The 23181-nt window shown below is 65.4% G+C and carries 23 protein-coding genes and 1 pseudogene; 7 read left to right on the forward strand and 17 right to left on the reverse strand.

Going from position 1 to position 23181, the window contains the following annotated elements; all coding sequences use genetic code 11:
• Positions 1-142: 142 nt before the first annotated feature.
• From F6X61_RS05940 to F6X61_RS05965, 6 genes are all read right to left on the reverse strand, one after another.
• Positions 143-703, reverse strand: a complete 561-nt coding sequence (locus F6X61_RS05940) for a DUF4136 domain-containing protein (RefSeq protein WP_110992912.1) — start codon at positions 701-703, stop codon at positions 143-145.
• 19 nt (positions 704-722) lie between these two features.
• The gene (locus F6X61_RS05945; protein ID WP_153785810.1) at positions 723-1358 is read right to left on the reverse strand and encodes a DUF4136 domain-containing protein; all 636 of its coding nucleotides are present in this window, start codon (positions 1356-1358) and stop codon (positions 723-725) included.
• 21 nt (positions 1359-1379) lie between these two features.
• Positions 1380-2129, reverse strand: coding sequence for a methyltransferase domain-containing protein (locus F6X61_RS05950; protein WP_153785811.1), 750 nt, complete (start codon positions 2127-2129; stop codon positions 1380-1382).
• Positions 2126-2431: a MazG-like family protein gene (locus tag F6X61_RS05955; RefSeq protein WP_110992909.1), complete on the reverse strand. Its 306-nt coding sequence runs from the start codon at positions 2429-2431 to the stop codon at positions 2126-2128. The genes F6X61_RS05950 and F6X61_RS05955 overlap by 4 nt, the downstream gene beginning before the upstream one ends.
• A 199-nt stretch (positions 2432-2630) precedes the next feature.
• The gene (locus tag F6X61_RS05960) at positions 2631-3482 is read right to left on the reverse strand and encodes a MaoC family dehydratase (RefSeq protein ID WP_153785812.1); all 852 of its coding nucleotides are present in this window, start codon (positions 3480-3482) and stop codon (positions 2631-2633) included.
• 1 nt (position 3483) lies between these two features.
• Positions 3484-4836, reverse strand: a complete 1353-nt coding sequence (locus F6X61_RS05965; RefSeq protein WP_153785813.1) for a 3-oxoacyl-ACP reductase — start codon at positions 4834-4836, stop codon at positions 3484-3486.
• Between the two features lie 114 nt (positions 4837-4950).
• Between F6X61_RS05965 and F6X61_RS05970 the strand changes: the two genes are divergently transcribed.
• Together F6X61_RS05970 and F6X61_RS05975 are read left to right on the forward strand one after the other, a co-directional pair.
• Positions 4951-6228 carry an acetyl-CoA C-acetyltransferase gene (locus F6X61_RS05970; protein ID WP_153785814.1) on the forward strand — a complete coding sequence of 426 codons (1278 nt, stop codon included), beginning with the start codon at positions 4951-4953 and terminating at the stop codon, positions 6226-6228.
• Between the two features lie 50 nt (positions 6229-6278).
• Positions 6279-7067: a helix-turn-helix transcriptional regulator gene (locus F6X61_RS05975; protein ID WP_153785815.1), complete on the forward strand. Its 789-nt coding sequence runs from the start codon at positions 6279-6281 to the stop codon at positions 7065-7067.
• Positions 7068-7172: 105 nt separating this feature from the next.
• Here F6X61_RS05975 and F6X61_RS27515 read toward each other — a convergent pair whose 3' ends face one another.
• The 5 genes and pseudogenes from F6X61_RS27515 to F6X61_RS05995 all read right to left on the reverse strand — a co-directional run bounded on the left by F6X61_RS27515 (position 7173) and on the right by F6X61_RS05995 (position 12625).
• Positions 7173-7940, reverse strand: coding sequence for a methyl-accepting chemotaxis protein (locus F6X61_RS27515; protein ID WP_371923660.1), 768 nt, complete (start codon positions 7938-7940; stop codon positions 7173-7175).
• A gap of 90 nt (positions 7941-8030) precedes the next feature.
• Positions 8031-9119: pseudogene (locus F6X61_RS27520) on the reverse strand (cache domain-containing protein); the annotation flags it as partial.
• A 270-nt stretch (positions 9120-9389) separates the two neighbouring features.
• On the reverse strand, positions 9390-9788 hold the full coding sequence (cueR, locus tag F6X61_RS05985; protein WP_153785817.1) for a Cu(I)-responsive transcriptional regulator: 399 nt from the start codon (positions 9786-9788) through the stop codon (positions 9390-9392).
• Entirely contained in the window at positions 9785-12184 is a 2400-nt protein-coding gene (locus tag F6X61_RS05990) for a heavy metal translocating P-type ATPase (protein ID WP_153785818.1), read from the reverse strand. Before F6X61_RS05990 ends, cueR begins: the two co-directional genes overlap by 4 nt.
• A 54-nt stretch (positions 12185-12238) precedes the next feature.
• Positions 12239-12625: a hypothetical protein gene (locus F6X61_RS05995; protein WP_153785819.1), complete on the reverse strand. Its 387-nt coding sequence runs from the start codon at positions 12623-12625 to the stop codon at positions 12239-12241.
• Positions 12626-12770: 145 nt separating this feature from the next.
• On the opposite strand from F6X61_RS05995, the gene F6X61_RS06000 reads away from it, so the two are divergent.
• Both F6X61_RS06000 and F6X61_RS06005 read left to right on the forward strand, forming a co-directional pair.
• Positions 12771-12968 (forward strand): heavy-metal-associated domain-containing protein, encoded by a 198-nt coding sequence (locus tag F6X61_RS06000; protein WP_153785820.1) that lies wholly within the window; start codon positions 12771-12773, stop codon positions 12966-12968.
• A 108-nt stretch (positions 12969-13076) separates the two neighbouring features.
• Positions 13077-14258 (forward strand): multidrug effflux MFS transporter, encoded by a 1182-nt coding sequence (locus F6X61_RS06005; RefSeq protein ID WP_153785821.1) that lies wholly within the window; start codon positions 13077-13079, stop codon positions 14256-14258.
• Here F6X61_RS06005 and F6X61_RS27215 read toward each other — a convergent pair.
• Entirely contained in the window at positions 14209-14406 is a 198-nt protein-coding gene (locus F6X61_RS27215) for a hypothetical protein (RefSeq protein WP_256671306.1), read from the reverse strand. The two genes, F6X61_RS06005 and F6X61_RS27215, sit on opposite strands and share 50 nt — an antisense overlap.
• A 505-nt stretch (positions 14407-14911) precedes the next feature.
• On the opposite strand from F6X61_RS27215, the gene F6X61_RS06010 reads away from it, so the two are divergent.
• A complete protein-coding gene (locus F6X61_RS06010) occupies positions 14912-15622 on the forward strand; it encodes a helix-turn-helix transcriptional regulator (RefSeq protein ID WP_153785822.1) in 711 nt (236 codons plus the stop codon).
• On the opposite strand, the gene F6X61_RS06015 is transcribed toward F6X61_RS06010, so the two are convergent.
• The 5 genes from F6X61_RS06015 to F6X61_RS06035 form a co-directional block, all read right to left on the reverse strand.
• Positions 15619-16569 (reverse strand): adenosine deaminase, encoded by a 951-nt coding sequence (locus F6X61_RS06015; RefSeq protein ID WP_153785823.1) that lies wholly within the window; start codon positions 16567-16569, stop codon positions 15619-15621. The two genes, F6X61_RS06010 and F6X61_RS06015, sit on opposite strands and share 4 nt — an antisense overlap.
• Before the next feature lie 87 nt (positions 16570-16656).
• On the reverse strand, positions 16657-17343 hold the full coding sequence (locus F6X61_RS06020) for an SDR family oxidoreductase (RefSeq protein ID WP_153785824.1): 687 nt from the start codon (positions 17341-17343) through the stop codon (positions 16657-16659).
• A 438-nt stretch (positions 17344-17781) separates the two neighbouring features.
• Positions 17782-18366, reverse strand: coding sequence for a YigZ family protein (locus tag F6X61_RS06025; protein ID WP_153785825.1), 585 nt, complete (start codon positions 18364-18366; stop codon positions 17782-17784).
• Between the two features lie 9 nt (positions 18367-18375).
• The gene (locus F6X61_RS06030) at positions 18376-19038 is read right to left on the reverse strand and encodes a TetR/AcrR family transcriptional regulator (RefSeq protein WP_153785826.1); all 663 of its coding nucleotides are present in this window, start codon (positions 19036-19038) and stop codon (positions 18376-18378) included.
• 85 nt (positions 19039-19123) lie between these two features.
• On the reverse strand, positions 19124-20041 hold the full coding sequence (locus F6X61_RS06035) for a LysR family transcriptional regulator (RefSeq protein WP_153785827.1): 918 nt from the start codon (positions 20039-20041) through the stop codon (positions 19124-19126).
• A gap of 118 nt (positions 20042-20159) precedes the next feature.
• Between F6X61_RS06035 and F6X61_RS06040 the strand changes: the two genes are divergently transcribed.
• Both F6X61_RS06040 and F6X61_RS06045 read left to right on the forward strand, forming a co-directional pair.
• Complete coding sequence (locus F6X61_RS06040; protein ID WP_153785828.1) at positions 20160-21506, forward strand: aspartate aminotransferase family protein; 1347 nt, start codon at positions 20160-20162, stop codon at positions 21504-21506.
• Positions 21507-21577: 71 nt separating this feature from the next.
• The gene (locus F6X61_RS06045; protein ID WP_153785829.1) at positions 21578-23071 is read left to right on the forward strand and encodes a CoA-acylating methylmalonate-semialdehyde dehydrogenase; all 1494 of its coding nucleotides are present in this window, start codon (positions 21578-21580) and stop codon (positions 23069-23071) included.
• Positions 23072-23181 lie beyond the last annotated feature (110 nt).

The following is a 23181-nucleotide window of genomic DNA, read 5'->3' on the forward strand; positions in this document are numbered from 1 at the left end:
TTGCCTTGATTGGGGTATAGGTCGTGGACTGTCTGTAACGGCCTATCGCCGGCAAGCCGGCTCCCACAGGTGTGACGCATGTCCGCAGTGCGGCGCTGTACCTGTGGGAGCCGGCTTGCCGGCGATGGGGACAACGACTCACTCAGTGGGGTGGGTAGTTGCTCAATACCTGGGTCACGGTCTTCTGGATCGCGGCGTTGCGCTCCTGTGGGCTGGGCGGGTAGTTGTTCATGATCTGCTCGGCGCTGCCACGCCAGACCAGCTTGCCGTCTCGGCCATCGAACATGTCGACCTGGATGGTCGCCACCTTGTAGTCGACGCTGCGGGTCTCGTTGTACATCGGGCCGCCCCAGTAGCCCCCCCAATAACCGCCCCAGGCACCGCCGTAGTTGGTGGTGACCTGCTGCTGGCGGTCTTCGACGATCAGGTAGGCGCGCACTTTCACATCAGCTTTGGCATTGCCCTGCACGGGGCGCAGGCCACGCTGGTCTAGCTGGCCGGCGACGGCCTGGCGGATGCGCTGCTCGGTGAGGTCGCTCTTGATCCGCGGGTCATCCGGCCGGTACTGCAGGCCTGGCTCCTGCCAGGCCCAGCTGCGGTAGGCGGCGAAATCGCGGCTGGCATCGAAATCCTGTTGGACGTTGTTGCTCGCACAGGCACCGAGCAGCAGCGCGAAGGACAGTACAACGAGACGTCGCAACATAATGGTTCTCCGTTAAAGGTTAACTGGGAGGATAGCCGCTCAGTGCCTTGCTCACTGATTCGCGCAGGGCGCTCTCGCGCTCGCGCGGCGAGTCCTTGTCGCTGCCGCTTTCGGCGCTGGCGCTCCACACTGGCTGGCCGTTGCGCGCGTCGAACAGGTCGATGCGCACCACCATGACCTCGACCTGGTAGGTGCGCACGATCGGTACGCTGCCATAGGCGCCGTAGCCGTTGCGGTAGCCGCCGTAGCCGACGCTGCCGTAGGGGTAGGGCCCGTAGTAGGGGTCGTAGCTGTCGTAGTCGCGCACCTGGCGCAGGCGCCGTTCCAGGCGGATGTCGGCGCTGACCAGCAAGTCTGGCGCGCCACCCCGGGCCGGGCGCAGGCCCTGTTGATCGAGGGCGCTGCTCACCGCGTCGGCCAGTTGGCCCGGTTCGCCGTTGGCCAGGCCGATGGGCTGCTGGTTGTCGCGCCAGCTCCAGCTGCGGTAGCGGCCATAGTCGCGCGGTGGCGTCGGGTAGGCGCTGGCATCGAAGGTGCTGGCGGCCTGGGGCGGGGCCGGCGGGATGGGGTTGCCACTGGCCACGTAGGGATTGCTGCCTTGGCAGGCGGCCAGGGCGAAGGGCAAGAGGGCCAGGCAGAGCAAGCGGTACGGCATGGTTCCTCCTGGCCGTTGGGGTCAGTGCGGGCGGCAGATCCAGTGCAGGTAGCGGCCGAGCCCGGCGAAACTCGGGTGACGGCGGTGCGCCAGTTCCATTTCCAGCAGGTCGAGCAGCTCGGCCTTGTCCTGGAATTCCTTGGGCATGTAGTCGTGGAACACGCGCACGCCACTTTCGCTTTCGACCTGCCACAGAGGTTCAAGTTGCGCCCGCAATTGGCGCGGATCAAGTGGTTTTTGTGGGGTCAGGCTCTGCTTTTCACCGGCCAGGCGGTTGCTGCGCAACTTGCGGAAATGGCCCTTGAGCAGGTTGCGGTAAACCAGCGCGTCGCGGTTGTAGAACGCCAGCGACAGCCAGCCGCCGGGGGCGGTCAGCTGGTGCAGGACCGGCAGGATGCTTTCGGGTTCGGCCAGCCATTCCAGCACGGCGTGGCACAGTACCAGGTCGTAGGGTTCGGTCAGCTGGCCGAGCAGGTCCTGCCACGGCGCCTGGATGAAGGTGGCCTGCACGCCAGCCTCGGCGAAGCGGCTACGGGCACCTTCGAGCATCGGCTCGGCGGGCTCGGCGAGGGTCAATTGGTGGCCGCGCTGGGCCAGCCACAGGGCCATGTGGCCCAGGCCGGCGCCGATGTCGAGGATGCGCAGCGGGCGGTCGGGCAGGGCGTCGGCCAGGTCGGCCTGGAGTACTGCCAGGCGGATCGCGCCCTTGGCGCCACCGTAGATCTTCTCGGCGAAGCGGGTGGCCAGTTCATCGAAGTGACGGTCGTTCATTTGCCGAAGCGCCTCTCGCTGTCGGCCAGCTTGGCCCGTACCACTTCGTTCATGTCCAGGCCCAGCTCGCTGCACAGCAGCAACAGGTAGAGGACGATGTCGCCGACTTCCTGGCCGGCATGGGCGAGCTGCTCCGGGGGCAACTGGCGTGACTGGTCTTCACTCAGCCATTGGAAGATTTCCACCAGTTCGGCCATTTCCACGCTGGCGGCCATGGCCAGGTTCTTCGGGCTGTGGAAGCCGCGCCAGTCGTTGGTGTCGCGGATCCGGTGCAGGCGTTCGGTCAGTTCTTGCAGGTTCATCGGGGCTCTCCTCGTGGCGCATAGCTTCCGGCGAGGTCGACGGTAAAGCAAGTGACATCAGTGGTGGCCTCATCGCGGGGCAAGCCCGCTCCCACGAGATGGACTGCCCCCAAGGGTTGGATTGGTGTCCAACTTTTTGGTGCAGTCCAAGAAGAAGCGTGGGAGCGGCGGTGCGCCGATGCGACTTGCCCCGCGATGATCAGAGTGAACGCCAGTTCCCCACCATGTGCAGCAATCCGCCATGCCCATCCAACCGCAGCTCACCCGTTGGCGCCGCGGCACTGGCGCTGAGCACCACTTCCGACGGCAAGCGCACCGGCTTGTGGAAATCCACTTCGAAGCCGTAGCCGGCCTTCGGCAGATGGCCCTGCAGCGCCGCCAGTGCCATGGCCTTGCTCCACATGCCGTGGGCAATGGCCCTGGGGAACCCGAACAGGCGTGCGCTGGCAGCGCTCAGGTGGATCGGGTTGTAGTCACCGCACACCCGGGCGTAGCGCCGGCCGATATCGCTGTCGGCGTACCAGCGGGTGGCCTCGGGCAGCTCGGCTGGTTCGGTTTCGCTGGCCGGCTGTGCGGCGCCGTCGAGTTTCAGCCCGCGTACCAGCATGCGGCTGGTCTCGCGCCAGAGCAGGCCCAGGCCATCCTCGGCCTCGGTGATCAGGTCGAAAGTGCCGCCTTTCTCGTGCGCCTGCAGGTTCTGTGCATGCACGGCGAAGCGCAGTCCGTCGATGCCGCCGAGCGGGCGCAGTACTTCGATGCTGTTGTGCAGATGCACCATGCCCAGCAGCGGGAAGGGGAAGGCGTTGGCGGTGAGCAGTTGCAACTGCAGGGTGAAGGCCATGATGTGCGGGTAGGTACCCGGCAGGCGGCCATCGTCGGGGAAGTGACAGAGCCGGCGGTAGGCCGCCAGGTGGTTCGGGTCGACCCGCAGGAAGCAGCGCAAGCCTTGCTCGGGGAGCTGCGTGGCGCTGATCTTGCGTTTGCGCAGGGCGCGCAGGTACAGGTTGGCCCGTGCGTCGGGGCTGTGCAGGTCATGCCAGGTCAAGGTCATGTCAGGCTCCTATCAGTGCCTGCCCGCAAACGCGCAGGACCTGGCCGTTGACCGTCCCCGAGCCCGGCTGGCTGAGCCAGGCGATGGCTTCGGCGACATCCTGCGGCAACCCGCCCTGGCCCAGCGAGCTCAGGCGCCGCCCGGCCTCGCGCAGGCCCATGGGCATGGCGGCGGTCATGTGGGTTTCGATGAACCCGGGGGCCACTGCGTTGATGCTGGCGCCGTGCTTGGCCAGTGTCGGTGCCCAGGCCTGGGCAAAACCGATCAGCCCGGCCTTGCTCGCAGCGTAGTTGGCCTGGCCACGGTTGCCGGCGATGCCGCTCACCGAGGCGAGCAGGGTGATGCGTGCGCCATCGTGCAGCTTGCCGGCCTCCAGCAGCCCCTGGGTGAGCACCTGCGGCGCCTTGAGGTTGACCGCCAGCACCGCGTCCCAGTATTCCGGGGTCATGTTGGCGAGGGTCTTGTCGCGGGTGATGCCGGCGTTGTGCACGAGGATATCGAGGCCATCGGGCAGCGCCTCGACCAGTTGCGTGGCGGCGTCGGCGGCGCAGATGTCCAGGGCCAGGGCACGGCCGCCCAGGCGCTCGGCGAGGGCGTCGAGGTCCTTTTGCGCCTGGGGCACGTCGAGCAGGGTCACCTCGGCGCCATCACGGGCCAGGGTTTCGGCGATGGCCGCGCCGATACCACGGGCGGCGCCGGTGACCAGGGCCCGGCGCCCGGCGAGCGGGCGGGTCCAGTCACCGACCTGGGCGGCGCAGGCACTCAGGTGCAGGACCTGGCCGCTGATGAACGCGCTTTTGGGCGAAAGGAAGAAGCGCAGCGCACCCTCCAGCTGGTCCTCGGCATCGGCGCCGACATACAGCAGATTGGCGGTGGCGCCATTGCGCAGCTCCTTGCCCAACGAACGGCTGAAGCCCTCAAGGGCACGCTGGGCCACGCTGGCCTGCGGGTCGTCGGTGGCCTGCGGGGGGCGGCCGAGGATCACCACGTGGGCGCAAGGCGCCAGGCTGCGCAGCAGCGGTTGGAAGAATTCGCGCAATTGCTTGAGCTGGTCGCTGTCGGCCAGCGCGCTGGCATCGAACACCAGCGCCTTGGGTTTTGGCCCAAGGCCGGCGACCCAGGCCGGCGATTGCAGGCTGTCGTCATTGAAGCTGTAGCATTCGGCGGTCAGGCGCGGGGCAATGCTCTCTACCTGCCTGGCCAGCGGCCCGCCGCCCAGCACCAGGGCACCTTCCACCGGGCGCAGGCGGCCTGGCTGCCAGCGTTCCAGCGGGGCCGGACGTGGTAGGCCGAGGGCATCGACCAGGCGCCGGCCGAGGTTGGAGTTGGCGAAGCCGAGATAGCGGTCACTCATGTACGGATCTCCCTGAAGGCAAGCATGCAAGTGTGGACCATGTTTGTGGCAGGGGCGTTCGACCGGGCGAAAAGAACTACGCTTACGGATCAATTTGCTTCTGGAGGTACAGGCATGCGTTCAACTCGCCGGGTCGCGATCCTGGGTGGTAACCGGATTCCCTTCGCACGCTCCAATGGCGCCTACGCTCGGGCCAGCAACCAGGCGATGCTGACGGCGGCGCTGGAGGGCCTGATCGAGCGTTACCGGCTGCACGGCCTGTGCCTCGGTGAAGTGGCGGCGGGGGCGGTGCTCAAGCATTCCCACGACATGAACCTGACCCGCGAATGCGTGCTCGGCTCGCGCCTGTCGCCGTGCACCCCGGCCTACGATATCCAGCAGGCCTGCGGCACGGGGCTGGAGGCCGCGTTGCTGGTCGCCAACAAGATTGCCCTGGGGCAGATCGACAGCGGCATTGCCGGCGGCGTCGACACCACCTCCGATGCACCGATCGCGGTCAACGAGGGCCTGCGCCAGATCCTCCTGCAGGCCCACCGTGGCCGCACGCTGGGTGAGCGCCTCAAGCCCTTCCTCAAGTTGCGCCCACGGCACTTGAAGCCCGCACTGCCGCGCAACGGTGAACCGCGTACCGGGCTGTCGATGGGTGAGCATTGCGAACGCATGGCGCAGCTTTGGCACATCGAGCGGGCCGCACAGGATGAACTGGCGCTCGAGAGCCACCAGCACCTGACCGCCGCCTACGCCGAAGGCTGGCACGACGACCTGCTGACGCCCTATCTGGGCCTGACCCGCGACAACAACTTGCGCCCCGACCTCACCCTGGAACAGCTGGCCAAGCTCGAGCCGGTGTTCGACCGCAGCGGCCAGGGCAGCCTGACGCCGGGCAACTCCACGCCGCTGACCGATGGCGCCTCCCTGGTGCTGCTGGGCAGTGATGACTGGGCGCAGGCCCATGGCCTGGAAGTGCTGGCGTATCTGGTCGATGGCGAGAACGCCGCCGTGGATTTTGTTCACGGCCAGGAGGGCCTGCTGATGGCGCCGGTGTATGCGGTGCCGCGGCTGCTGGCGCGCAACGGCCTGACCCTGCAGGACTTCGATTTCTACGAGATCCATGAAGCCTTCGCCGCGCAGGTGCTGTGCACGCTCAAGGCCTGGGAGGACGCCGAATACTGCCGCACGCGCCTGGGGCTGGACGCACCGCTTGGGGCCATCGACCGCAGCAAGCTCAATGTGAAGGGCAGCTCGCTGGCCGCCGGGCATCCGTTCGCGGCGACCGGCGGGCGCATCCTGGCCAACATGGCCAAGCTGTTGGCCGGGCGCGGTAAAGGGCGTGGGCTGATTTCGATCTGCGCGGCGGGCGGGCAAGGGGTGACGGCTATTGTCGAGCGCTAAGCCGGCGCGGGGCTGTTAGTCTTGTCCGATCAGCAACAACAGGCCTTGCCATGCCGACTGTCGGACAGACCCGCGCTCCGCGCCCCATCCCCGTCCTGGACCATCTGCCCAGGCCACTCTACGCCCGTGCCGAAAGCCTCGGCGCCGGCTCCTGGACCACGCGCCACCAGCATGACTGGGTGCAGTTTTCCTATGCCATCAGCGGCGTGCTTGGCGTTTATACCCATGACGGCAGCTACTTCGCCCCGCCGCAGTGGGGGGTGTGGATACCGGCGGGGGCCGAGCACGAGGTGGTGACTTCGATGCAGGCCGAGATGCGCAGCCTGTACGTGCGCCGCGATGCCTGCCCCTGGGCCACACAGGAGTGCCGGGTGCTGGAGGTGACGCCGCTGGCGCGGGAGTTGATCAAGCAATTCTGCACCTTTGCCGTGGACTACCCCGAAGGCGACAGTGCCGAGGCACGCTTGGTGGCGGTGCTGCTCGACCAGTTGCGCTGCTTGCCGCAAGTCGCGTTCTCCCTGCCGTTGCCCCGCCATCCCGGCCTGCTGGCGCTGTGCAACGGGCTGATCGCCGCGCCCGACCAGCCGCAGACCTTGCAGCAATGGGCCGTGCAGTTGGGGGTGTCGGAGAAGACCTTGATGCGTTTGTTCCAGCGTGAGACGGGGTTGAGTTTTCGCAACTGGCGCCAGCGTATGCGTCTGCTGTCATCGCTGGCGCTGCTGGAGGCGGGGGAGAGTGTGACGGATGCGGCGTTGGGGTGTGGCTATGACTCCACGTCGGCCTTTATTGCGGCGTTCAAGCAGTTGTTCGGGGCTACGCCGGGGGAGTTGAGGCTCTGAATCCATCGCGGGGCAAGCCCGCTCCCACGCTGCCCCAAGGGTTGGATTGGTTTCCAACTTTTTGGGGGCAGTCCAACGTGGGAGCGGGCTTGCCCCGCGATGCGGTCAGGTGCGGAAGCGCCGCACCAGCGCATCCAGCTCATTGGACAGCCCGGCCAGGCTCTCGGAGTCCTGGCGCGCGGCCTGGGCCAACTCGGCCACCAGCTGGGCATCGCCATGGATCTGGCTGATGTGCCGGTTGATGTCCTCGGCCACCTGGTGCTGCTCTTCGGCGGCGGTGGCGATCTGGGTGTTCATGTCGCGGATCACATCCACCGATTCGCGGATCTGGCCGAAGCTGTCGCGGGCCAGGCCGATGCGGCTGACCGACTGCTGCGACACCTCGATGCTGGCGTGCATCTGTTCGGCCACTTCGGCGGTGCGGCTGGCCAGGTTGCCCAGCAGGCCGTCGATTTCGGCGGTGGAGTCGGCGGTGCGCTTGGCCAGGGCGCGGACTTCGTCGGCGACCACGGCAAAACCACGGCCCTGCTCGCCGGCGCGGGCGGCTTCGATGGCGGCATTGAGCGCCAGCAGGTTGGTCTGCTCGGCGATCGAGCGGATGGTGCCGAGGATCGACTGGATGGCATTGCTGTCGCGTTCCAGTTGCTGGATCGACTGCGCCGACTGCTCGATTTCACGGCTCAGGCGGTCGACGCTCTGCACCGCGGCGTCGATCTGCTGCTGGCCGTCGCGGGCCTGCTGCTGGCCGCTGTCGGCCGACTGCGCGGCCTGGCTGCACGAACGCGCCACTTCGTTGGCGGTGGCGACCATTTCGTGGAAGGCGGTCGAGACCATGTCCACCGCTTCGCGCTGGCGCCCGGCGGCTTCGCTCATGTCGGCGGAGACCCGGGTCGAGCTGCTGGAGGTGCTGAGGATCTTGCTGGCCGCCGCGCCGATGTGCTGGATCAGGCTGCGAATGGCGCCGAGGAACTGGTTGAACCAGCTGGCCAGTTGCGCGGTTTCATCGCGGCCGCGGATTTCCAGGCTGCGGGTCAGGTCGCCTTCGCCCTGGGCGATGTCTTCCAGGCCATGGGTGACGCTGTTGATCGGGCGCACGATGAGCTTGGCGAAAGCCGCGCCGACCACCGCGAACACGGCGGCGAGGATCAGCGCCACGGCGCCGATCAGCCAGGTCAGGCGGGTGGTGGTCTGCATCACTTCGCTTTCGTGGATCAGGCCGATGAAGGTCCAGCCCAGTCGCTCGTCAGGGTAGACGTTGGCCATGAAGCGCTCGCCGTTGATCTCGACCTCGACCAGGCCTTTGCCGGCCTTGGCCAGGTCGGCGTAGCCATCGCCAAAGCTGGAAAGCTGCTTGAAGTTGTGGCTGGCGTCACGGGGGTCGACCATCACGTTGCCGTTGTTTTCCATCAGGATCAGGTAGCCGCTTTCGCCAAGCTTGATCTGCTTGACGATCTCGGTCAGGCCCTTGAGCGACACGTCGATGTTGACCACGCCACCCGGGTTGCCCAGCTGGTTGGCCACGGCGCGCACGGTGCTGACCAGTACGGCGTCGTCACCGGCCCAATAGTAAGGCGCGGTACGCAGGGTCTTGCCAGGGTTGGCCATGGCGGCCTGGTACCAGGGGCGGGTGCGTGGGTCGTAGTTGGCCATTTTCGGATCGCCGGGCCAGAACGCGTAGCCACCGTCCTTCAGCCCATAGGACACATAGGCGTAGTCCGGGTGGCTCTGGGCCAGGCGGCTGAACAGGTCGAACAGGGCCTTGTCCTGCTCGCCGGGAACAATGTTGGCGGCATCGGCGCTGATGTGCTTTTTCACGTTGTCGGCGCTGGCGGCCACCAACGGCTGCGCGGCGAGGTAGTCGACGTTCTGGGTGATGCCCTGGAAGAACAGGTTCATGGCGTTGCCGACCTGGCGGATTTCCCGGCTGCTGTTGTCGAGGAAATCGTCGCGGGCTTCACCGCGCAGGTTGACCACCACCAAGGTGGCGACGATGACGATGGGCAGGCCGGCAATGACGGCGAACGCCCAGGTCAGTTTTTGCTTGATGTTCATCCACGCTCCCAGATTATTTTTTTCGATACACGAGGCAGGTACTCAGGGCATCGGCAGCGTCTGGGTTTCTTGAAGGAAAATTCCCGTATTTATTGGATGAAACGGGTGTTTGAGGGGGAATCGGTCGGGGTTGGCTAATATGGCATACCAAGCATGGCGATTGAGAGGCAAGAGGACGTGGGAGCGGCGGTGCGCCGCTGCGACTTGCCCCGCGATGGCGCCAAAGCGGCCGATCGCGGGGCAAGCCCGCTCCCACGCACTGGCCTGGGCTCAGTGGCAGCAACCATTGGCCAGGTCCTTGAGGATCGGGCAATCCGGGCGGTCGTCGCCCTGGCAATGGGCGACCAGCTCACCGAGGGTATCGCGCAGGCTGACCAGCTCTTCGATACGCCGGTTGAGCGCATCGATGTGCTGGGTGGCCAGCGCCTTCACGTCGGCGCTGGCGCGTTGCCGGTCCTGCCACAGGGTCAACAGTTTTGCCACTTCATCCAGCGAAAAGCCCAGGTCACGCGAGCGCTTGATGAACGCCAGGCTGTGCAGGTCTTCCGGGCCGTAGAGGCGGTATCCGCTGTCGCTGCGCATGGCCGGGCGCAGCAGGCCGATGGACTCGTAGTAGCGGATCATCTTGGCGCTGAGCCCGCTGTGGCGGGCGGCCTGGCCGATGTTCATGGCGCCTCCTGGTCGGTGCCGGTGGGTTTCCAGGTTTTCAGCCACAAGGCATTGCTGACCACACTGACGCTGGACAGGGCCATGGCGGCGCCGGCCAGCACCGGGTTGAGGTAGCCGAAGGCTGCCAGGGGGATGCCGACCAGGTTGTAGATGAAGGCCCAGAACAGATTCTGGCGGATCTTGGCGTAGGTCTTGCGGCTGATCTCCAGTGCGGCGGGCACCAGGCGCGGGTCGCCGCGCATCAGGGTGATGCCGGCGGCCTGCATGGCCACGTCGGTACCACCGCCCATGGCGATGCCGATGTCGGCGGCGGCCAGGGCGGGGGCGTCGTTGATGCCGTCGCCGACCATGGCCACCACGCCATCCTGCTTGAGCCTGGCCACGGTGGCGGCCTTGTCGGCCGGCAGCACTTCGGCATGCACATCGTCGATGCCCAGGACGTCGGCGACGACCTTGGCGCTGCCCCGGTTGTCGCCGGTCAGCAGGTGGCTGCTGATGCCACGGGCGTGCAGGGCGTCGATGGCCTGGGCAGCGCCGGGCTTGAGGCTGTCGCCGAAGGCGAACAGGCCCAGCACGCGGGGTTGGCTGCCCCGTTCGATCAACCAGGACAGGGTGCGGCCCTCGGCCTCCCAGGCCTGGGCACTGGCCGCCAGCCCACCGGGCTGCAGTTGGCTTTCATCGAGCAGGCGGCGGTTGCCCAGCGCCAGGTCGCGGCCGCCCACCAGGCCGGCGATACCGCGGCCGGTCAGGGACTGGCTGTCATTCACCTGCGGTACATCCAGGCCTTGCTCGGCGCAGGCGTCGAGTACCGCTTTGGCCAAGGGGTGTTCACTGCCGCGTTGCAAGGCCCCGGCCAGGCGCAGGAGTTCACCCTTGTCGCCACTGGCCGCCTGGCTGTGGACGATGCGTGGGCTGCCGGAGGTCAGGGTGCCAGTCTTGTCGAATACCACGCGGTTGACCGCATGGGCGCGCTCCAGCGCTTCGGCGTCCTTGATCAGGATGCCGTGGCGGGCAGCGACACCGGTGCCGGCCATGATCGCGGCGGGCGTTGCCAGGCCAAGGGCGCAGGGGCAGGCGATCACCAGCACGGCGACGGCGTTGATCAGCGCGGTTTCCAGCGGCGCGCCGGCCAGCCACCAGCCCACCAGGGTGAGCAGCGCCAGCACCAGCACGGCGGGGACGAATACCTGGCTGACCCGGTCGACCAGTTTCTGGATCGGTGCCTTGGCTGCCTGGGCATCCTCGACCAGGCGGATGATGCGCGCCAGCACGGTTTCGGTACCCAGGGCGCGGGTCTGCACCAGCAGCCGGCCCTCGCCGTTGATGGCGCCGCCGGTGACTGTATCGCCGGGTTGTTTGGGCACGGGCAGGCTTTCGCCGCTGATCAGCGCTTCGTCGGCATGGCTGCTGCCCTCGAGCACTTCGCCGTCGACCGGGAAGCGCTCGCCAGGTTTGACCAGCACCAGGTCGCCCAGGCGCAACTGGCTGATCGCCACGTCTTCTTCATGGCCATCGACTACCCGCAGCGCTCGCTCCGGGCGCAGTGCTTCGAGGGCGCGGATGGCGCTGGCAGTCTGGCGCTTGGCGCGGCTTTCCAGGTATTTGCCGAGCAGTACCAGGGCAATCACCACCGCCGAGGCTTCGAAATACAGGTGCGGCTCCATGCCGGCATGGGCATTGGCCCATTGGTACAGGCTCAGGCCGTAACCGGCGCTGGTGCCGAGGGCGACCAGCAGGTCCATGTTGCCGGCCCCGGCGCGCACGGCCTTCCAGGCGGCGACGTAGAAGCGTGCACCGAGGATGAACTGCACCGGAGTGGCCAGCAGGAACTGCGCCCAGGCCGGCAGCATCCAGTGCAGGCCGAACGGCTGCACCAGCATCGGCAGCACCAATGGCAGCGCCAGCAGCAGGGCGGCACCGACGGCCAGGCGTTCGTTGCGCAAGCGGTGTTGTGCCAGGGCCAGGTCATCGTGCGCGGTGCGTGGCAGGGTGGCGCTGTAGCCGGCTTGCTCGACCGCGGCGATCAGCGCGGCGTCATCGACGGCCTGCAGCACTTCGAGGTGGGCGCGTTCGCTGGCCAGGTTGACGCTGATCTGCTCGACCCCCGGCACTTTGCCGAGGGCGCGCTCGACACGGCCCACGCAACTGGCGCAGGTCATGCCGCCTATCTGCAGTTCGAGGGTGCGGGTGGGCACGCTGTAGCCCGCCTCGCGCACCGCGTCGACCAGCGCCGGCAGGCTGTCGGCCGGGGCTTGGACCCGGGCCTGTTCGGTGGCGAGGTTGACGCTGACCTGTTCTGCGCCGGTGACCTTGCGCAGGGCGCGCTCGACCCGACCTGCGCAGCTGGCGCAGGTCATGCCGGCGATCGGCAGGTCGAAGGTGGTGGATGCGGACATGGCTCTTTCCTCCGTGGACAAGCCAGCAGCATCAACCTTGCCATGCTGGCAAGGTCAATAGCCCAGGCTGGCTCGCTTGAGCACCAGGCCACTGTGCCCCATGGCAATGCGGTATTTGTTGATCTGGCCCGCCTGCAACGTCAGGCGCGTGCTGCGTTGGTCCTCGACGCCGGGGGCGCAACCGGGGCTCTGTCCGGGCAACAGGCGCAGGCGCACATCGATCGGGCCGGCGGGCAGGTTGAAGGAGGTCGACTGCTCCTGGAACAACCGGCCGGACAGCTGATCGTTGAGGTAGATGCCGATCTCGCAACTGGTGGCCACTTCCAGGCGCTCCCGGGAAATGATCAGCACGCTGTAGTCCGAATTGCCCTCGGCGCTGGCCGGTGGCACCGTGGCCAGCGCGCCCAGCAATCCGGCGAGGGTCAGTGCGGTCCTGATCATGAAGAATCTCCTGCTGGCAAAAACGTCAAAGGCGCAGCTTGGCCGAGCCGCGCGCAGATTTCCAGCCCGGCCGTTGCAGGCAGAACTTGACCTTGCCCCGAGGGCAAGGCTGAGACTGCGAAAAACCCTGAAGGAGGCAACCTCGATGCAAGTGTTCAATGTACAAGGCATGACCTGCGGCCATTGTGTGAAGGGCGTAACCCGGGCGGTGCAGGCGCAGGATGCGGCGGCGCGGGTGGAGGTGGACCTGGCGGCGCGGCAGGTGCGGGTGGAGAGTGCACTGGCTGCCGAGCAGATCATTGCGGCGATCCGCGAAGAAGGCTACCAGGCCGAGGTGGCCTGACGGCTGCCAGGGGGCGTTCGACGCCCCCAATTATTACAAAGGTTTTCAACGTTGGATGATCCACAGCAGGTAGACTAACGCACTTGCTTAGCCTGCTATGGATTCTTCATGAACCTGCGAACCTTGCTGATCCTCGGCGCCCTCAGTGCGTTCGGGCCTTTGGCGATCGACTTCTACCTGCCTGCCTTCCCCGCCATGGCGCACGCTTTCGCTACCGACGAAAAGCACGTGCAGACCACCCTGGCGGCCTACTTCCTCGGTCTCTCGCTGGGCCAGCTGGCCTACGGCCCGGTGGCCGACCGCTTTGGCCGACGCATCCCGCTGTTGTTCGGGGTCGGCCTGTTCACCGTGGCGTCGCTGGCCTGTGCCTACGCGCCTACGCTCGACAGCCTCATCGTGGCGCGCTTCGTCCAGGCACTGGGTGGCTGCGCCGGCATGGTGCTGTCGCGGGCGATCGTCAGTGACAAGTGCGATGCGGTGGCGTCGGCCAAGGTGTTCTCGCAGTTGATGCTGGTGATGGGGCTCGCGCCGATCCTGGCGCCAATGCTCGGTGGCGTGCTGGTGAACGTGGCCGGCTGGCAATCGATCTTCCTTGCCTTGAGCCTGTTCAGCGGCGTGTGCTTGCTGGCCGTTGGCCTGGGCTTGCCGGAAAGCCTGCCGACGCATGTGCCGCGCCAACCCTTGTCTGGCGCCTTGCGCCAATACCTGCGGTTACTGGCCGACCGGGCTTTTGTTGGCCATGCGCTGACAGGTGGCATCGCCATTGCCGGGATGTTCGCCTACATCGCCGGTTCGCCGTTCGTGTTCATCAAGCTCTACGGCGTGCCGCCGGAGCACTATGGCTGGCTGTTCGGTAGCAACGCCGCAGGGTTCATTCTCATGGCCCAGGTCAATGCCCGCTTGTTGGCCAAGCGTGGCCCCGCCTTCCTGCTGGCCCGTGCGGTCTGGTTGTACCTGGCGGCTGCCTTGGTGCTGCTGGCGGTGGCGGCGCTGCACCCGACTGCTCTGTGGCCGTTGCTGGTACCGCTGTTCGTGTGCATTTCCAGCCTGGGATGCATCATCCCCAACGCCTCGGCCTGCGCCATGAGCGGGCAGGGTGCGCGGGCCGGCAGTGCTTCGGCATTGATGGGCTGCCTGCAGTTCAGCGTCGCCGCTGGTGCGGCGGCGCTGGTTGGCGTGCTGCACGACGGCAGCGCGGTGCCCATGGCGTTGGTGATCAGCCTGTGCGGCGCACTGGTGGTCAGTGTCGCAGTGCTGACCCGGCGCTTGCAGGCCAGGCGCTCGGCGTGAGTGGGTGGGGGGCATTGAGCCGCGTTTCCAGTAGGGCGACGAAGGCACGCGCTTCGCTTTCGCTGCGAAAGCTCACGACGTGCTGATCGAGCTGGACCTGCCACGGGCAATTGGGGTTTCGGTTCGACGCACAGACGACAATCTTCATCGCGATCCACCTCCAGTGAGCGAGCGCCGATGAAGTTTAGCGCCGCTAAAGGCGCTCGCCATGACCGACATCATTACCCGGACTGACGGTCATGGCGGGCAGGAGCGGGGAAGCTTTCTGGTTTGATACGCGAAAGTTATGTAGGGAACTGTCGGTATTGTCGGGCGGTACAACTGGGGCGCAAAGCCGTTGCAGGCTTTGGGCGCTGTTGCACGGGGGAAAGGGCTTTGCCAAGTGCCTGTCGCCGACCGTGAGCGCCAGGTGCCCCCCCTGCGGCTGGGCTCCAGCAGGGGCAGGGCGCGTGCTTTCACGCGGCTTATACTGCTCCCGGCAGCCAGTGCCAGCCAGAGATACTTCCCTGCCAGAAGGGCGAACCGCGCTCAGGGATGCGCAGGGGTATCGCACCATTCGCCGATCATTCATCGACACCCTCGTCTGGGCCACCTTGATGAGACCGGCAGGTTCGCGCTGGTTTTTCAGACGAGAACTTTCAGGGAGCAGGTTGATGAATGCAGTCCACAGTATCAGCCAGGCCGCCGGCCTGATGGCTGACCCCAAACGCAGTGCCATGTTGTGGGCACTGATCGATGGTACTCCGCGTGCGGCGGACGAGCTGGCGAGCATGACCAGCCTGAGCGCCTCCTCGGCCTGTTCGCACCTGACCCTGCTGGCCGGCGCGGGTTTGCTGCGGCTGGAAATTCGCGGGCGCAAACGCTTCTATCGTCTTGCCAACCCGGAGGTGATCGCGGCGGTGGAGGCGTTGGCCAGCGTGCAGCTGGAGAGCCGTGCAGGAGCCCACGCCGGCACGCCACTGCAGATACCGCTGGCCATGCGCAAGGCGCGCCTGTGCGGCGATCACCTGGGCGGCGAAGTGGTCGCCGAGCTGTACCAGCGCCTGCTTGCCGCCGGATGGCTGGAAGGCAGCGAGCAGTATCTGTTCGTGAGCCAGGACGGCCGGCAACGGCTGCAGGCGATAGGGCTTTACATCGATGCGCTGGCACATGGGCAGCCACGTGATTGTGTGATCTGCCATTGCAGCGAATGGAGCGATCAGGGGCCGCACCTTGGTGGTAGCCTGGGGCAGGCCCTGCTCAAGCTGTTCGTGCAGTCGGGCTGGGTGCGTGAGCAGGAAGGCAGCCGGGCGGTGAATATTACCCCGCTCGGCTTTCAGCAGATCAACGCTATCGCCAGCCTTCCTGCCCGGCAGGTGGGTTAGCGTACCAGGCGGGCGTCCAGGCTGTTCTGCGCCAGGCGGCGAGCCTGGTCCTCGGTCATGCCCAGGTGCTGGTGCAGGGCGTGGAAGTTTTCGGTGACGTAGCCGCCGAAATAGGCCGGGTCGTCGGAATTGACCGTGACCTTCACGCCGCGCTCGAGCATGTCGAGGATGTTGTGCTGGCTCATGTGGTCGAACACGCACAGCTTGGTGTTGGACAGCGGGCAGACGGTCAGCGGGATCTGTTCGTCGATGATGCGCTGCATCAGGCGCTCATCTTCAATGGCACGTACGCCATGGTCGATGCGCTTGATCTGGAGCAGGTCGAGGGCTTCCCAGATGTACTCGGGCGGGCCTTCCTCGCCGGCATGGGCCACGGCCACGAAGCCTTCGCTGCGGGCGCGGTCGAACACACGCTGGAACTTGCTTGGCGGGTGGCCTTGCTCCGAGCTGTCCAGGCCCACGGCGATGAAGGCGTCGCGGAACGGCAGGGCCATGTCGAGGGTCTCCTGCGCTTCGTCTTCGCTCAGGTGGCGCAGGAAACTGAGGATCAGGCCGCTGCTGATGCCCAGTTGCTGGCGGCCATCCTTGAGCGCCTGGTCGATGCCGCGCAGTACCACTTCGAAGGGGATGCCGCGGTCGGTGTGGGTCTGCGGGTCGAAGAAGGGTTCGGTATGGATGACGTTCTGCGCCTTGCAGCGTTGCAGGTAGGCCCAGGTCAGGTCATAGAAGTCCTGCTCGGTGCGCAGTACGTCGGCGCCCTGGTAATAGAGGTCGAGGAATTCCTGCAGGTTGTTGAAGGCGTAGGCGCTGCGCAGGGTTTCCACATCCGCCCAGGGCAGGGCGATCTTGTTGCGCTCAGCCAGGGCGAACAGCAGTTCGGGCTCCAGCGAGCCCTCCAGGTGCATGTGCAGTTCCGCCTTGGGTAGGGCGTTCAGCCAGTCATACATGTGTGCAATCTCGATCAGGTACGGTTGGCCGCTATTCTACAGGGCCCGGCCGGGCAATGCGCCCACCGGGCCTGCATCGCCCGGGGCTTACCAGATAAGTGCTTCACCCTTGTAGTTGATGAAGCGCAGGCCGCCGTTGCCGCTTTGGGCCTTGATCTGCTCCAGCATGCCGCGGGTGCTGGTGAGCACGTCGATCTCGGCGTTCTCGCCGCCCATGTCGGTCTTCACCCAGCCCGGGTGCATGGCCAGCACGCACAGGTCGGGGCGCTGCAGCTCGACCACGAAGCTGTTGATCATCGAATTGAGCGCAGCCTTGCTGGCCTTGTACAGGCAGATCTCGCCGCCGTCGGGGATGGTCACGCTGCCCAGGATAGAGCTCATGAACGCCAGCACGCCGGTGCCTTCACGCACTTGGTCGGCCAGGCGCCGGGCGACGCGGATCGGTGCCACGGCGTTGGTCATGAACAGGTCGCCGATATGCGGCACCTGGACGCTCTCCAGGTCCTGCGGCAGCGGGCCCATTACGCCGGCGTTGACGAACACCAGGTCGAAGACCTCGCCGTGCAGCCGCTGTTTGAGGCCATCGAGCTGGGCGGTGTCGTTCATCTCCAGGCGCTCGATACGCACGCCCGGTACCTCGCCGAGGGCGCCGGGCTGCTGTGGATCACGTACGGTGGCGATGATGTTCCAGCCATCCTCGTGCAGGCGTTGTACCAGGCCCAGGCCGAGGCCTCGGGAGGCGCCGATAATCAGGGCGGTCTTGTTCGCGGTCATTGCGATGCTCCTTGATTGGGCGAAACGAGTGGCTGCTCGCCCCGCGGCAAAGTGTGGGCGCCCTCATGTGCACAGGGCGTGGATGAGGAGCATATCCCAGTACTGCGTCGCAGGCCTGTGCGACTGATGAGGTCTGTACAAAAAATGAACAGCTCGCTGCGAAGCCGATGGCATCAGGCTTTGGCAGACTGGCTCACGGGTTATCCACAGGCTGCTCCACAGTAATTGTGCGCAAGCAATATCGCGCTGAAACGCTGGTTTCAGCACATGCCGATGTTAAAGGCTGGGGATAACTCACCGGCTTTCAGTGACTTGGGTCACTGTCATACTGTTGTGATCAAAATATGATCAATGCGCTGAACCCCTTGAAGCACAAGGCCTAGGCAAGAATGCCCCAAGCTTATCCACAGGCGGGCCCACAGTAGTTGTGGGCAAGGCTCAGTGGCGTTCCAGCAGGATGCGTCCGCGGCTCAGGTCGGCCAGTTGTTGTTGCAGGGTGTGCTGGTGTATATCGCCCAGCGCGATATGCAGGTCGACGCCATTGGCGGTGAATTGCTCGTCCAGCACCAGGCCGTCTACCTCCGCCAGGCGCAGCTTGACCAGTGCCAGCTCACTGAAGGTACAGCTGCAGGTGAATTCGCTGCGCTGCACCAGCAGCCGTTTGGGGGCTTGCTGCAGGCATTTGTTGGCGCCGCCACCGTAAGCGCGGGCCAGGCCGCCGGTGCCCAGTTGGATGCCGCCGTACCAGCGGATCACCAGTACCACCACCTGGTCGCAATCCTGCGCCTCGATGGCGGCGAGGATAGGGCGCCCGGCGGTGCCACCGGGTTCGCCGTCGTCGCTGCTGCGGTACTGGCCACCGAGCTTCCAGGCCCAGCAGTTGTGGGTGGCCGCTAGGTCGCTGTGGCGTTCGATGAAGGCCATTGCCTCGGCGGGGCTGGCGATCGGGCCGGCCAGGGTGATGAAACGGCTCTTGCGGATTTCCTCGCGGAACTCGCAGAGGTCGAGCAGGGTAGAAGGCATAGGTCCGGGTCAGGCGGGCGCGTTGATACCGCAGCCTTTGAGAATGATGTGGATAAGATTGTTGCTCGCGTCTTCCATGTCCTGCTTGGTCAGGCGGCTGCGGCCGGTGACCTGGCAGATCTGGGTGGCGAAGTCGGCGTAGTGCTGGGTGCTGCCCCACAGCAGGAAGATCAGGTGCACGGGGTCGACCCGGTCCATCTTGCCGGCCTCCATCCAGGCCTGGAACACCGCAGCGCGGCCACGGAACCATTCGCGGTAGTCGGCGCTGAAGTATTCGGTGAGGCACTCGCCGCCGCTGATCACTTCCATGGCGAAGATCCGCGAGGCCTGCGGGTTGCGCCGGGAGAACTCCATCTTGGTGCGGATGTACTGGCTCAGTGCTTCGCCGGGGTCGTCGTCGACGCTCAAGGCGTTGAAGGTGCTGTCCCACAGCTCGATGATGTTGCTCAGCACCGCGATGTACAGGCCCAGCTTGTTGGTGAAGTAGTAGTGCAGGTTGGCCTTGGGCAGCCCGGCCTTGAGCGCGATGGTGTTCATGCTCGTGCCCTTGTAGCCGTGGCGGGCGAATTCGTCTTCGGCAGCCTGGATGATGGCCTGCTCGTTCTTCTGGCGGATGCGGCCGGCGGGCTTGCCCGAGGCGGGGGAGCGATGCGCAGGGACTTCTAGGGTCATGGACGATTCCGGACGGGTCGTTACGAATGTTCGACAGATTACCTGCCTGTGCCGAAGTGACAAGCATTTGCGGCCTGGATAAGTATCAACGTGTCGCAGCCAGGCTCTCGAGGAAGCTTTCCAGTACCAGGTTGGGACGTCGGCCTTTGCGCGTGACCCAGCTCAGGCCCAGGTCGTAGAAGCGTTGCGCAGGCTTGAGCGCGCGCAGGCGGCCCTGCTGTACCCAGAAGCTGGCGTAGTGGTCGGGCAGGTAGCCGATGAAGCGCCCGGTGAGGATCAGGAAGGCCATGCCTTCGCGGTCCGATGCGCTGGCGGTGCAGTGCAGTGCCTGGTAATGCGCCTGGATATCGGCGGGCAGGCGGAACGTCGGGGCGATGGCGTCCTGGCTGTTGAGGCGTTGGTCGTCGACCTGTTGGTCTTCGGCGTAGAACAGCGGGTGGCCGACCGCGCAATAAAGCAGCGAACGCTCGCTGTACAGCGGCTGGTACTCCAGCCCCGACAGCGGGCTGGTCTGCGGCACCACGCCGACGTGCAGGCTGCCGTCGAGCACGCCTTGTTCGACCTGGCTGGGGGCGATCATGCGGATCTGGATGCGCACGTCGGGGCCGCGGTCCTTCAGTTCGGCCAGGGCGTGGGTAATGCGCATGTGCGGCAAGGTCACCAGGTTGTCGGTGAGGCCGATGTTCAGCTCGCCGCGCAAATGCTGGTGCAGGCCGTTGACCTCGGTGCGGAACGATTCCAGGGCGCTGAGCAGCTGCAAGGCCGAGTGGTAGACCTCACGGCCCTCTTCGGTGAGCGAGAAACCGGCGCGCCCGCGCTGGCAGAGGCGCAGGCCCAGGCGCTGCTCGAGGTCGTTCATCTGCTGGCTGATCGCCGAGCGGCCAATACCCAGCACGTTCTCCGCCGCTGAGAAGCCGCCGCATTCCACCACGCTGCGGTAGATCTTCAGCAGACGAATATCGAAATCACTGACTTGGGCGAGGGGATCGGGGCGTCGGCTCATTTGTTTAGTTATCTGCTGACTGAAGATTAGAAATGTTGGGTTTTCCGGACTTTATCCCCGTGCGAATTTAGCTGCAACAACATCCATCGTTGCCTAATCGTCTTCCGAGGAACCGCCGATGAACATGCCCGAAACCGTCCATTCCGGCTTGGCCAGCCAGCTCAAGCTGGATGCCCACTGGATGCCCTACACCGCCAACCGCAACTTCCAGCGCGACCCGCGCCTGATCGTGGCGGCAGAAGGCAACTATCTGGTCGATGACAAGGGTCGCAAGATTTTCGACGCTTTGTCGGGGCTGTGGACCTGCGGCGCCGGGCATACCCGCAAGGAAATCAGCGACGCGGTGGCCCGCCAGGTGGCCACGCTCGACTACTCCCCGGCCTTCCAGTTCGGCCACCCGCTGTCGTTCCAGTTGGCCGAGAAAATCGCCAACCTGGTGCCAGGTGACCTGAACCACGTGTTCTACACCAACTCCGGCTCCGAATGCGCCGACACCGCGCTGAAGATGGTTCGTGCCTACTGGCGCCTGAAAGGCCAGGCCACCAAGACCAAGATCATCGGCCGTGCCCGTGGCTACCACGGTGTGAACATCGCCGGCACCAGCCTGGGCGGCGTCAACGGCAACCGCAAGATGTTCGGCCAGCTGCTGGACGTCGACCACCTGCCTCACACCGTGCTGCCGGTCAACGCCTTCAGCAAGGGCATGCCGGAGGAGGGCGGTATCGCCCTGGCCGACGAGATGCTCAAGCTGATCGAACTGCACGATGCCTCGAACATCGCCGCGGTGATCGTCGAGCCACTGGCCGGTTCCGCCGGCGTGCTGCCGCCGCCGAAGGGTTACCTGAAGCGTCTGCGTGAGATCTGCACGCAGCACAACATCCTGCTGATCTTCGACGAAGTCATCACCGGCTTCGGCCGCATGGGCGCCATGACCGGTGCCGAGGCCTTCGGCGTGACCCCGGACCTGATGTGTATCGCCAAGCAGGTCACCAACGGTGCCATCCCGATGGGCGCGGTGATCGCCACTGGCGAGATCTATCAGACCTTCATGAACCAGCCGACCCCTGAGTACGCGGTGGAATTCCCCCACGGCTACACCTACTCGGCGCACCCGGTCGCCTGCGCCGCCGGTATCGCCGCGCTGGACCTGCTGCAGAAAGAGAACCTGGTGCAGTCGGCCGCCGAACTGGCGCCGCACTTCGAGAAGCTGCTGCACGGCGTGAAGGGCACCAAGAACATCGTTGATATCCGCAACTACGGCCTGGCCGGCGCGATCCAGATTGCCGCGCGTGACGGTGATGCCATCGTCCGTCCTTACGAGGCCGCGATGAAGCTGTGGCAAGCCGGCTTCTATGTGCGCTTCGGTGGCGACACCCTGCAGTTCGGACCAACCTTCAATACCCAGCCGCAGGAGCTGGACCGCCTGTTCGACGCGGTGGGCGAAGCCCTCAACAAAGTCGACTGATCTTTCTGATTCTGATGCCAGGCGCGTGAACGGCACGGGCCTGGCACTACCTTCTTTATCTGGAGTTCTGCATGAGCATTGTTCAGCACCTGATCCACGGCGAGCTGGTCACCAAGGGCGAACGCACCGCCGATGTCTTCAACCCGTCCACCGGCCAGGCCGTGCGCAAGGTCGAGCTGGCCAGCCGCGCCACCGTCCAGGAAGCCATCGATTCGGCCAAGGCCGCCTTCCCGGCCTGGCGCAATACCCCACCGGCCAAGCGCGCCCAGGTGATGTTCCGTTTCAAGCAGCTGCTTGAGCAAAACGAAGCGAAGATCTCGCAGATGATCAGCGAGGAGCACGGCAAGACGCTGGAAGATGCTGCGGGCGAACTGAAGCGCGGTATCGAGAACGTCGAGTTCGCCTGCGCTGCACCAGAAGTACTGAAGGGTGAGTACAGCCGCAACGTTGGCCCGAACATCGATGCATGGTCCGACTTCCAGCCGCTGGGCGTGGTGGCGGGTATCACCCCGTTCAACTTCCCGGCCATGGTGCCGCTGTGGATGTACCCGCTGGCCATCGCCTGTGGTAACGCATTCATCCTCAAACCGTCCGAGCGTGACCCGAGCTCTACCCTCTATATTGCCCAGCTGTTGCTGGAGGCCGGTCTGCCCAAGGGCATCCTCAATGTCGTGCATGGCGACAAGGAAGCGGTCGATGCGCTGATCGAGGCGCCGGAGGTGAAAGCCCTGAGCTTCGTCGGTTCGACCCCGATCGCCGAGTACATCTATGCCGAGGGAACCAAGCGTGGCAAGCGCGTCCAGGCCTTGGGCGGTGCGAAGAACCATGCCGTGCTGATGCCGGATGCCGACCTCGACAACGCGGTCAGCGCGCTGATGGGGGCTGCCTATGGTTCTTGCGGCGAGCGCTGCATGGCCATTTCGGTGGCCGTGTGTGTGGGTGACCAGGTGGCCGACGCCCTGATTGCCAAGCTCGAGCCACAGATCAAGGCGCTGAAGATCGGTGCCGGCACGTCCTGTGGCCTGGACATGGGGCCGCTGGTGACGGCTGCTGCCCGTGACAAGGTAGTGGGTTACATCGATGACGGTGTTGCTGCTGGTGCCAAGCTGGTGGTGGATGGCCGGGGCTTGCGTGTAACCGGTAATGAAGATGGTTACTTCGTGGGTGGCACCTTGTTCGACAAGGTGACCCCGGAGATGCGCATCTATAAAGAAGAGATCTTCGGCCCGGTGCTGTGCGTGGTGCGTGTGAACAGCCTGGAGCAGGCCATGCAGCTGATCAACGATCATGAGTATGGCAACGGGACCTGCATCTTCACCCGTGACGGTGAAGCGGCGCGTCTGTTCTGCGACGAGATCGAAGTGGGCATGGTAGGTGTCAACGTGCCGCTGCCAGTGCCGGTGGCCTATCACAGCTTTGGTGGCTGGAAACGTTCGCTGTTTGGTGACCTGCATGCTTACGGTCCGGATGGTGTGCGCTTCTATACCCGTCGCAAGGCGATCACCCAGCGTTGGCCGCAACGCGCAAGCCATGAGGCGTCGCAGTTCGCGTTCCCTAGCCTGTAAGGCGGTGGCTATATAAGAAGCGGGGAGGCCGGCAGGCCTCCCCGCTTTGTTTTCAGGCTGATGACACTTTCTTGAAATTAAAGGTTGACGGGGTTTCAGATCCCCTTATA

It is taken from the genome of Pseudomonas sp. EMN2 (assembly GCF_009650555.1).
GTDB classification, from domain to species: domain Bacteria; phylum Pseudomonadota; class Gammaproteobacteria; order Pseudomonadales; family Pseudomonadaceae; genus Aquipseudomonas; species Aquipseudomonas sichuanensis.

Coding starts and splice junctions, on each gene's coding strand:
- F6X61_RS05950 (WP_153785811.1), bottom strand. CDS start 2,129: ATGAACGACCGTCACTTCGATGAACTGGCCACCCGCTTCGCCGAGAAG.
- F6X61_RS06000 (WP_153785820.1), top strand. CDS start 12,771: ATGCAAGTGTTCAATGTACAAGGCATGACCTGCGGCCATTGTGTGAAG.
- F6X61_RS06030 (WP_153785826.1), bottom strand. CDS start 19,038: ATGACCCTAGAAGTCCCTGCGCATCGCTCCCCCGCCTCGGGCAAGCCC.
- F6X61_RS27515 (WP_371923660.1), bottom strand. CDS start 7,940: ATGAGCGAAGCCGCCGGGCGCCAGCGCGAAGCGGTGGACATGGTCTCG.
- F6X61_RS05965 (WP_153785813.1), bottom strand. CDS start 4,836: ATGAGTGACCGCTATCTCGGCTTCGCCAACTCCAACCTCGGCCGGCGC.
- F6X61_RS05975 (WP_153785815.1), top strand. CDS start 6,279: ATGCCGACTGTCGGACAGACCCGCGCTCCGCGCCCCATCCCCGTCCTG.
- F6X61_RS06025 (WP_153785825.1), bottom strand. CDS start 18,366: ATGCCTTCTACCCTGCTCGACCTCTGCGAGTTCCGCGAGGAAATCCGC.
- F6X61_RS06010 (WP_153785822.1), top strand. CDS start 14,912: ATGAATGCAGTCCACAGTATCAGCCAGGCCGCCGGCCTGATGGCTGAC.
- cueR (WP_153785817.1), bottom strand. CDS start 9,788: ATGAACATCGGCCAGGCCGCCCGCCACAGCGGGCTCAGCGCCAAGATG.
- F6X61_RS05940 (WP_110992912.1), bottom strand. CDS start 703: ATGTTGCGACGTCTCGTTGTACTGTCCTTCGCGCTGCTGCTCGGTGCC.
- F6X61_RS06035 (WP_153785827.1), bottom strand. CDS start 20,041: ATGAGCCGACGCCCCGATCCCCTCGCCCAAGTCAGTGATTTCGATATT.
- F6X61_RS05990 (WP_153785818.1), bottom strand. CDS start 12,184: ATGTCCGCATCCACCACCTTCGACCTGCCGATCGCCGGCATGACCTGC.
- F6X61_RS06045 (WP_153785829.1), top strand. CDS start 21,578: ATGAGCATTGTTCAGCACCTGATCCACGGCGAGCTGGTCACCAAGGGC.
- F6X61_RS06040 (WP_153785828.1), top strand. CDS start 20,160: ATGAACATGCCCGAAACCGTCCATTCCGGCTTGGCCAGCCAGCTCAAG.
- F6X61_RS06020 (WP_153785824.1), bottom strand. CDS start 17,343: ATGACCGCGAACAAGACCGCCCTGATTATCGGCGCCTCCCGAGGCCTC.
- F6X61_RS05945 (WP_153785810.1), bottom strand. CDS start 1,358: ATGCCGTACCGCTTGCTCTGCCTGGCCCTCTTGCCCTTCGCCCTGGCC.
- F6X61_RS06005 (WP_153785821.1), top strand. CDS start 13,077: ATGAACCTGCGAACCTTGCTGATCCTCGGCGCCCTCAGTGCGTTCGGG.
- F6X61_RS06015 (WP_153785823.1), bottom strand. CDS start 16,569: ATGTATGACTGGCTGAACGCCCTACCCAAGGCGGAACTGCACATGCAC.
- F6X61_RS05970 (WP_153785814.1), top strand. CDS start 4,951: ATGCGTTCAACTCGCCGGGTCGCGATCCTGGGTGGTAACCGGATTCCC.
- F6X61_RS27215 (WP_256671306.1), bottom strand. CDS start 14,406: ATGAAGATTGTCGTCTGTGCGTCGAACCGAAACCCCAATTGCCCGTGG.
- F6X61_RS05960 (WP_153785812.1), bottom strand. CDS start 3,482: ATGACCTTGACCTGGCATGACCTGCACAGCCCCGACGCACGGGCCAAC.
- F6X61_RS05995 (WP_153785819.1), bottom strand. CDS start 12,625: ATGATCAGGACCGCACTGACCCTCGCCGGATTGCTGGGCGCGCTGGCC.
- F6X61_RS05955 (WP_110992909.1), bottom strand. CDS start 2,431: ATGAACCTGCAAGAACTGACCGAACGCCTGCACCGGATCCGCGACACC.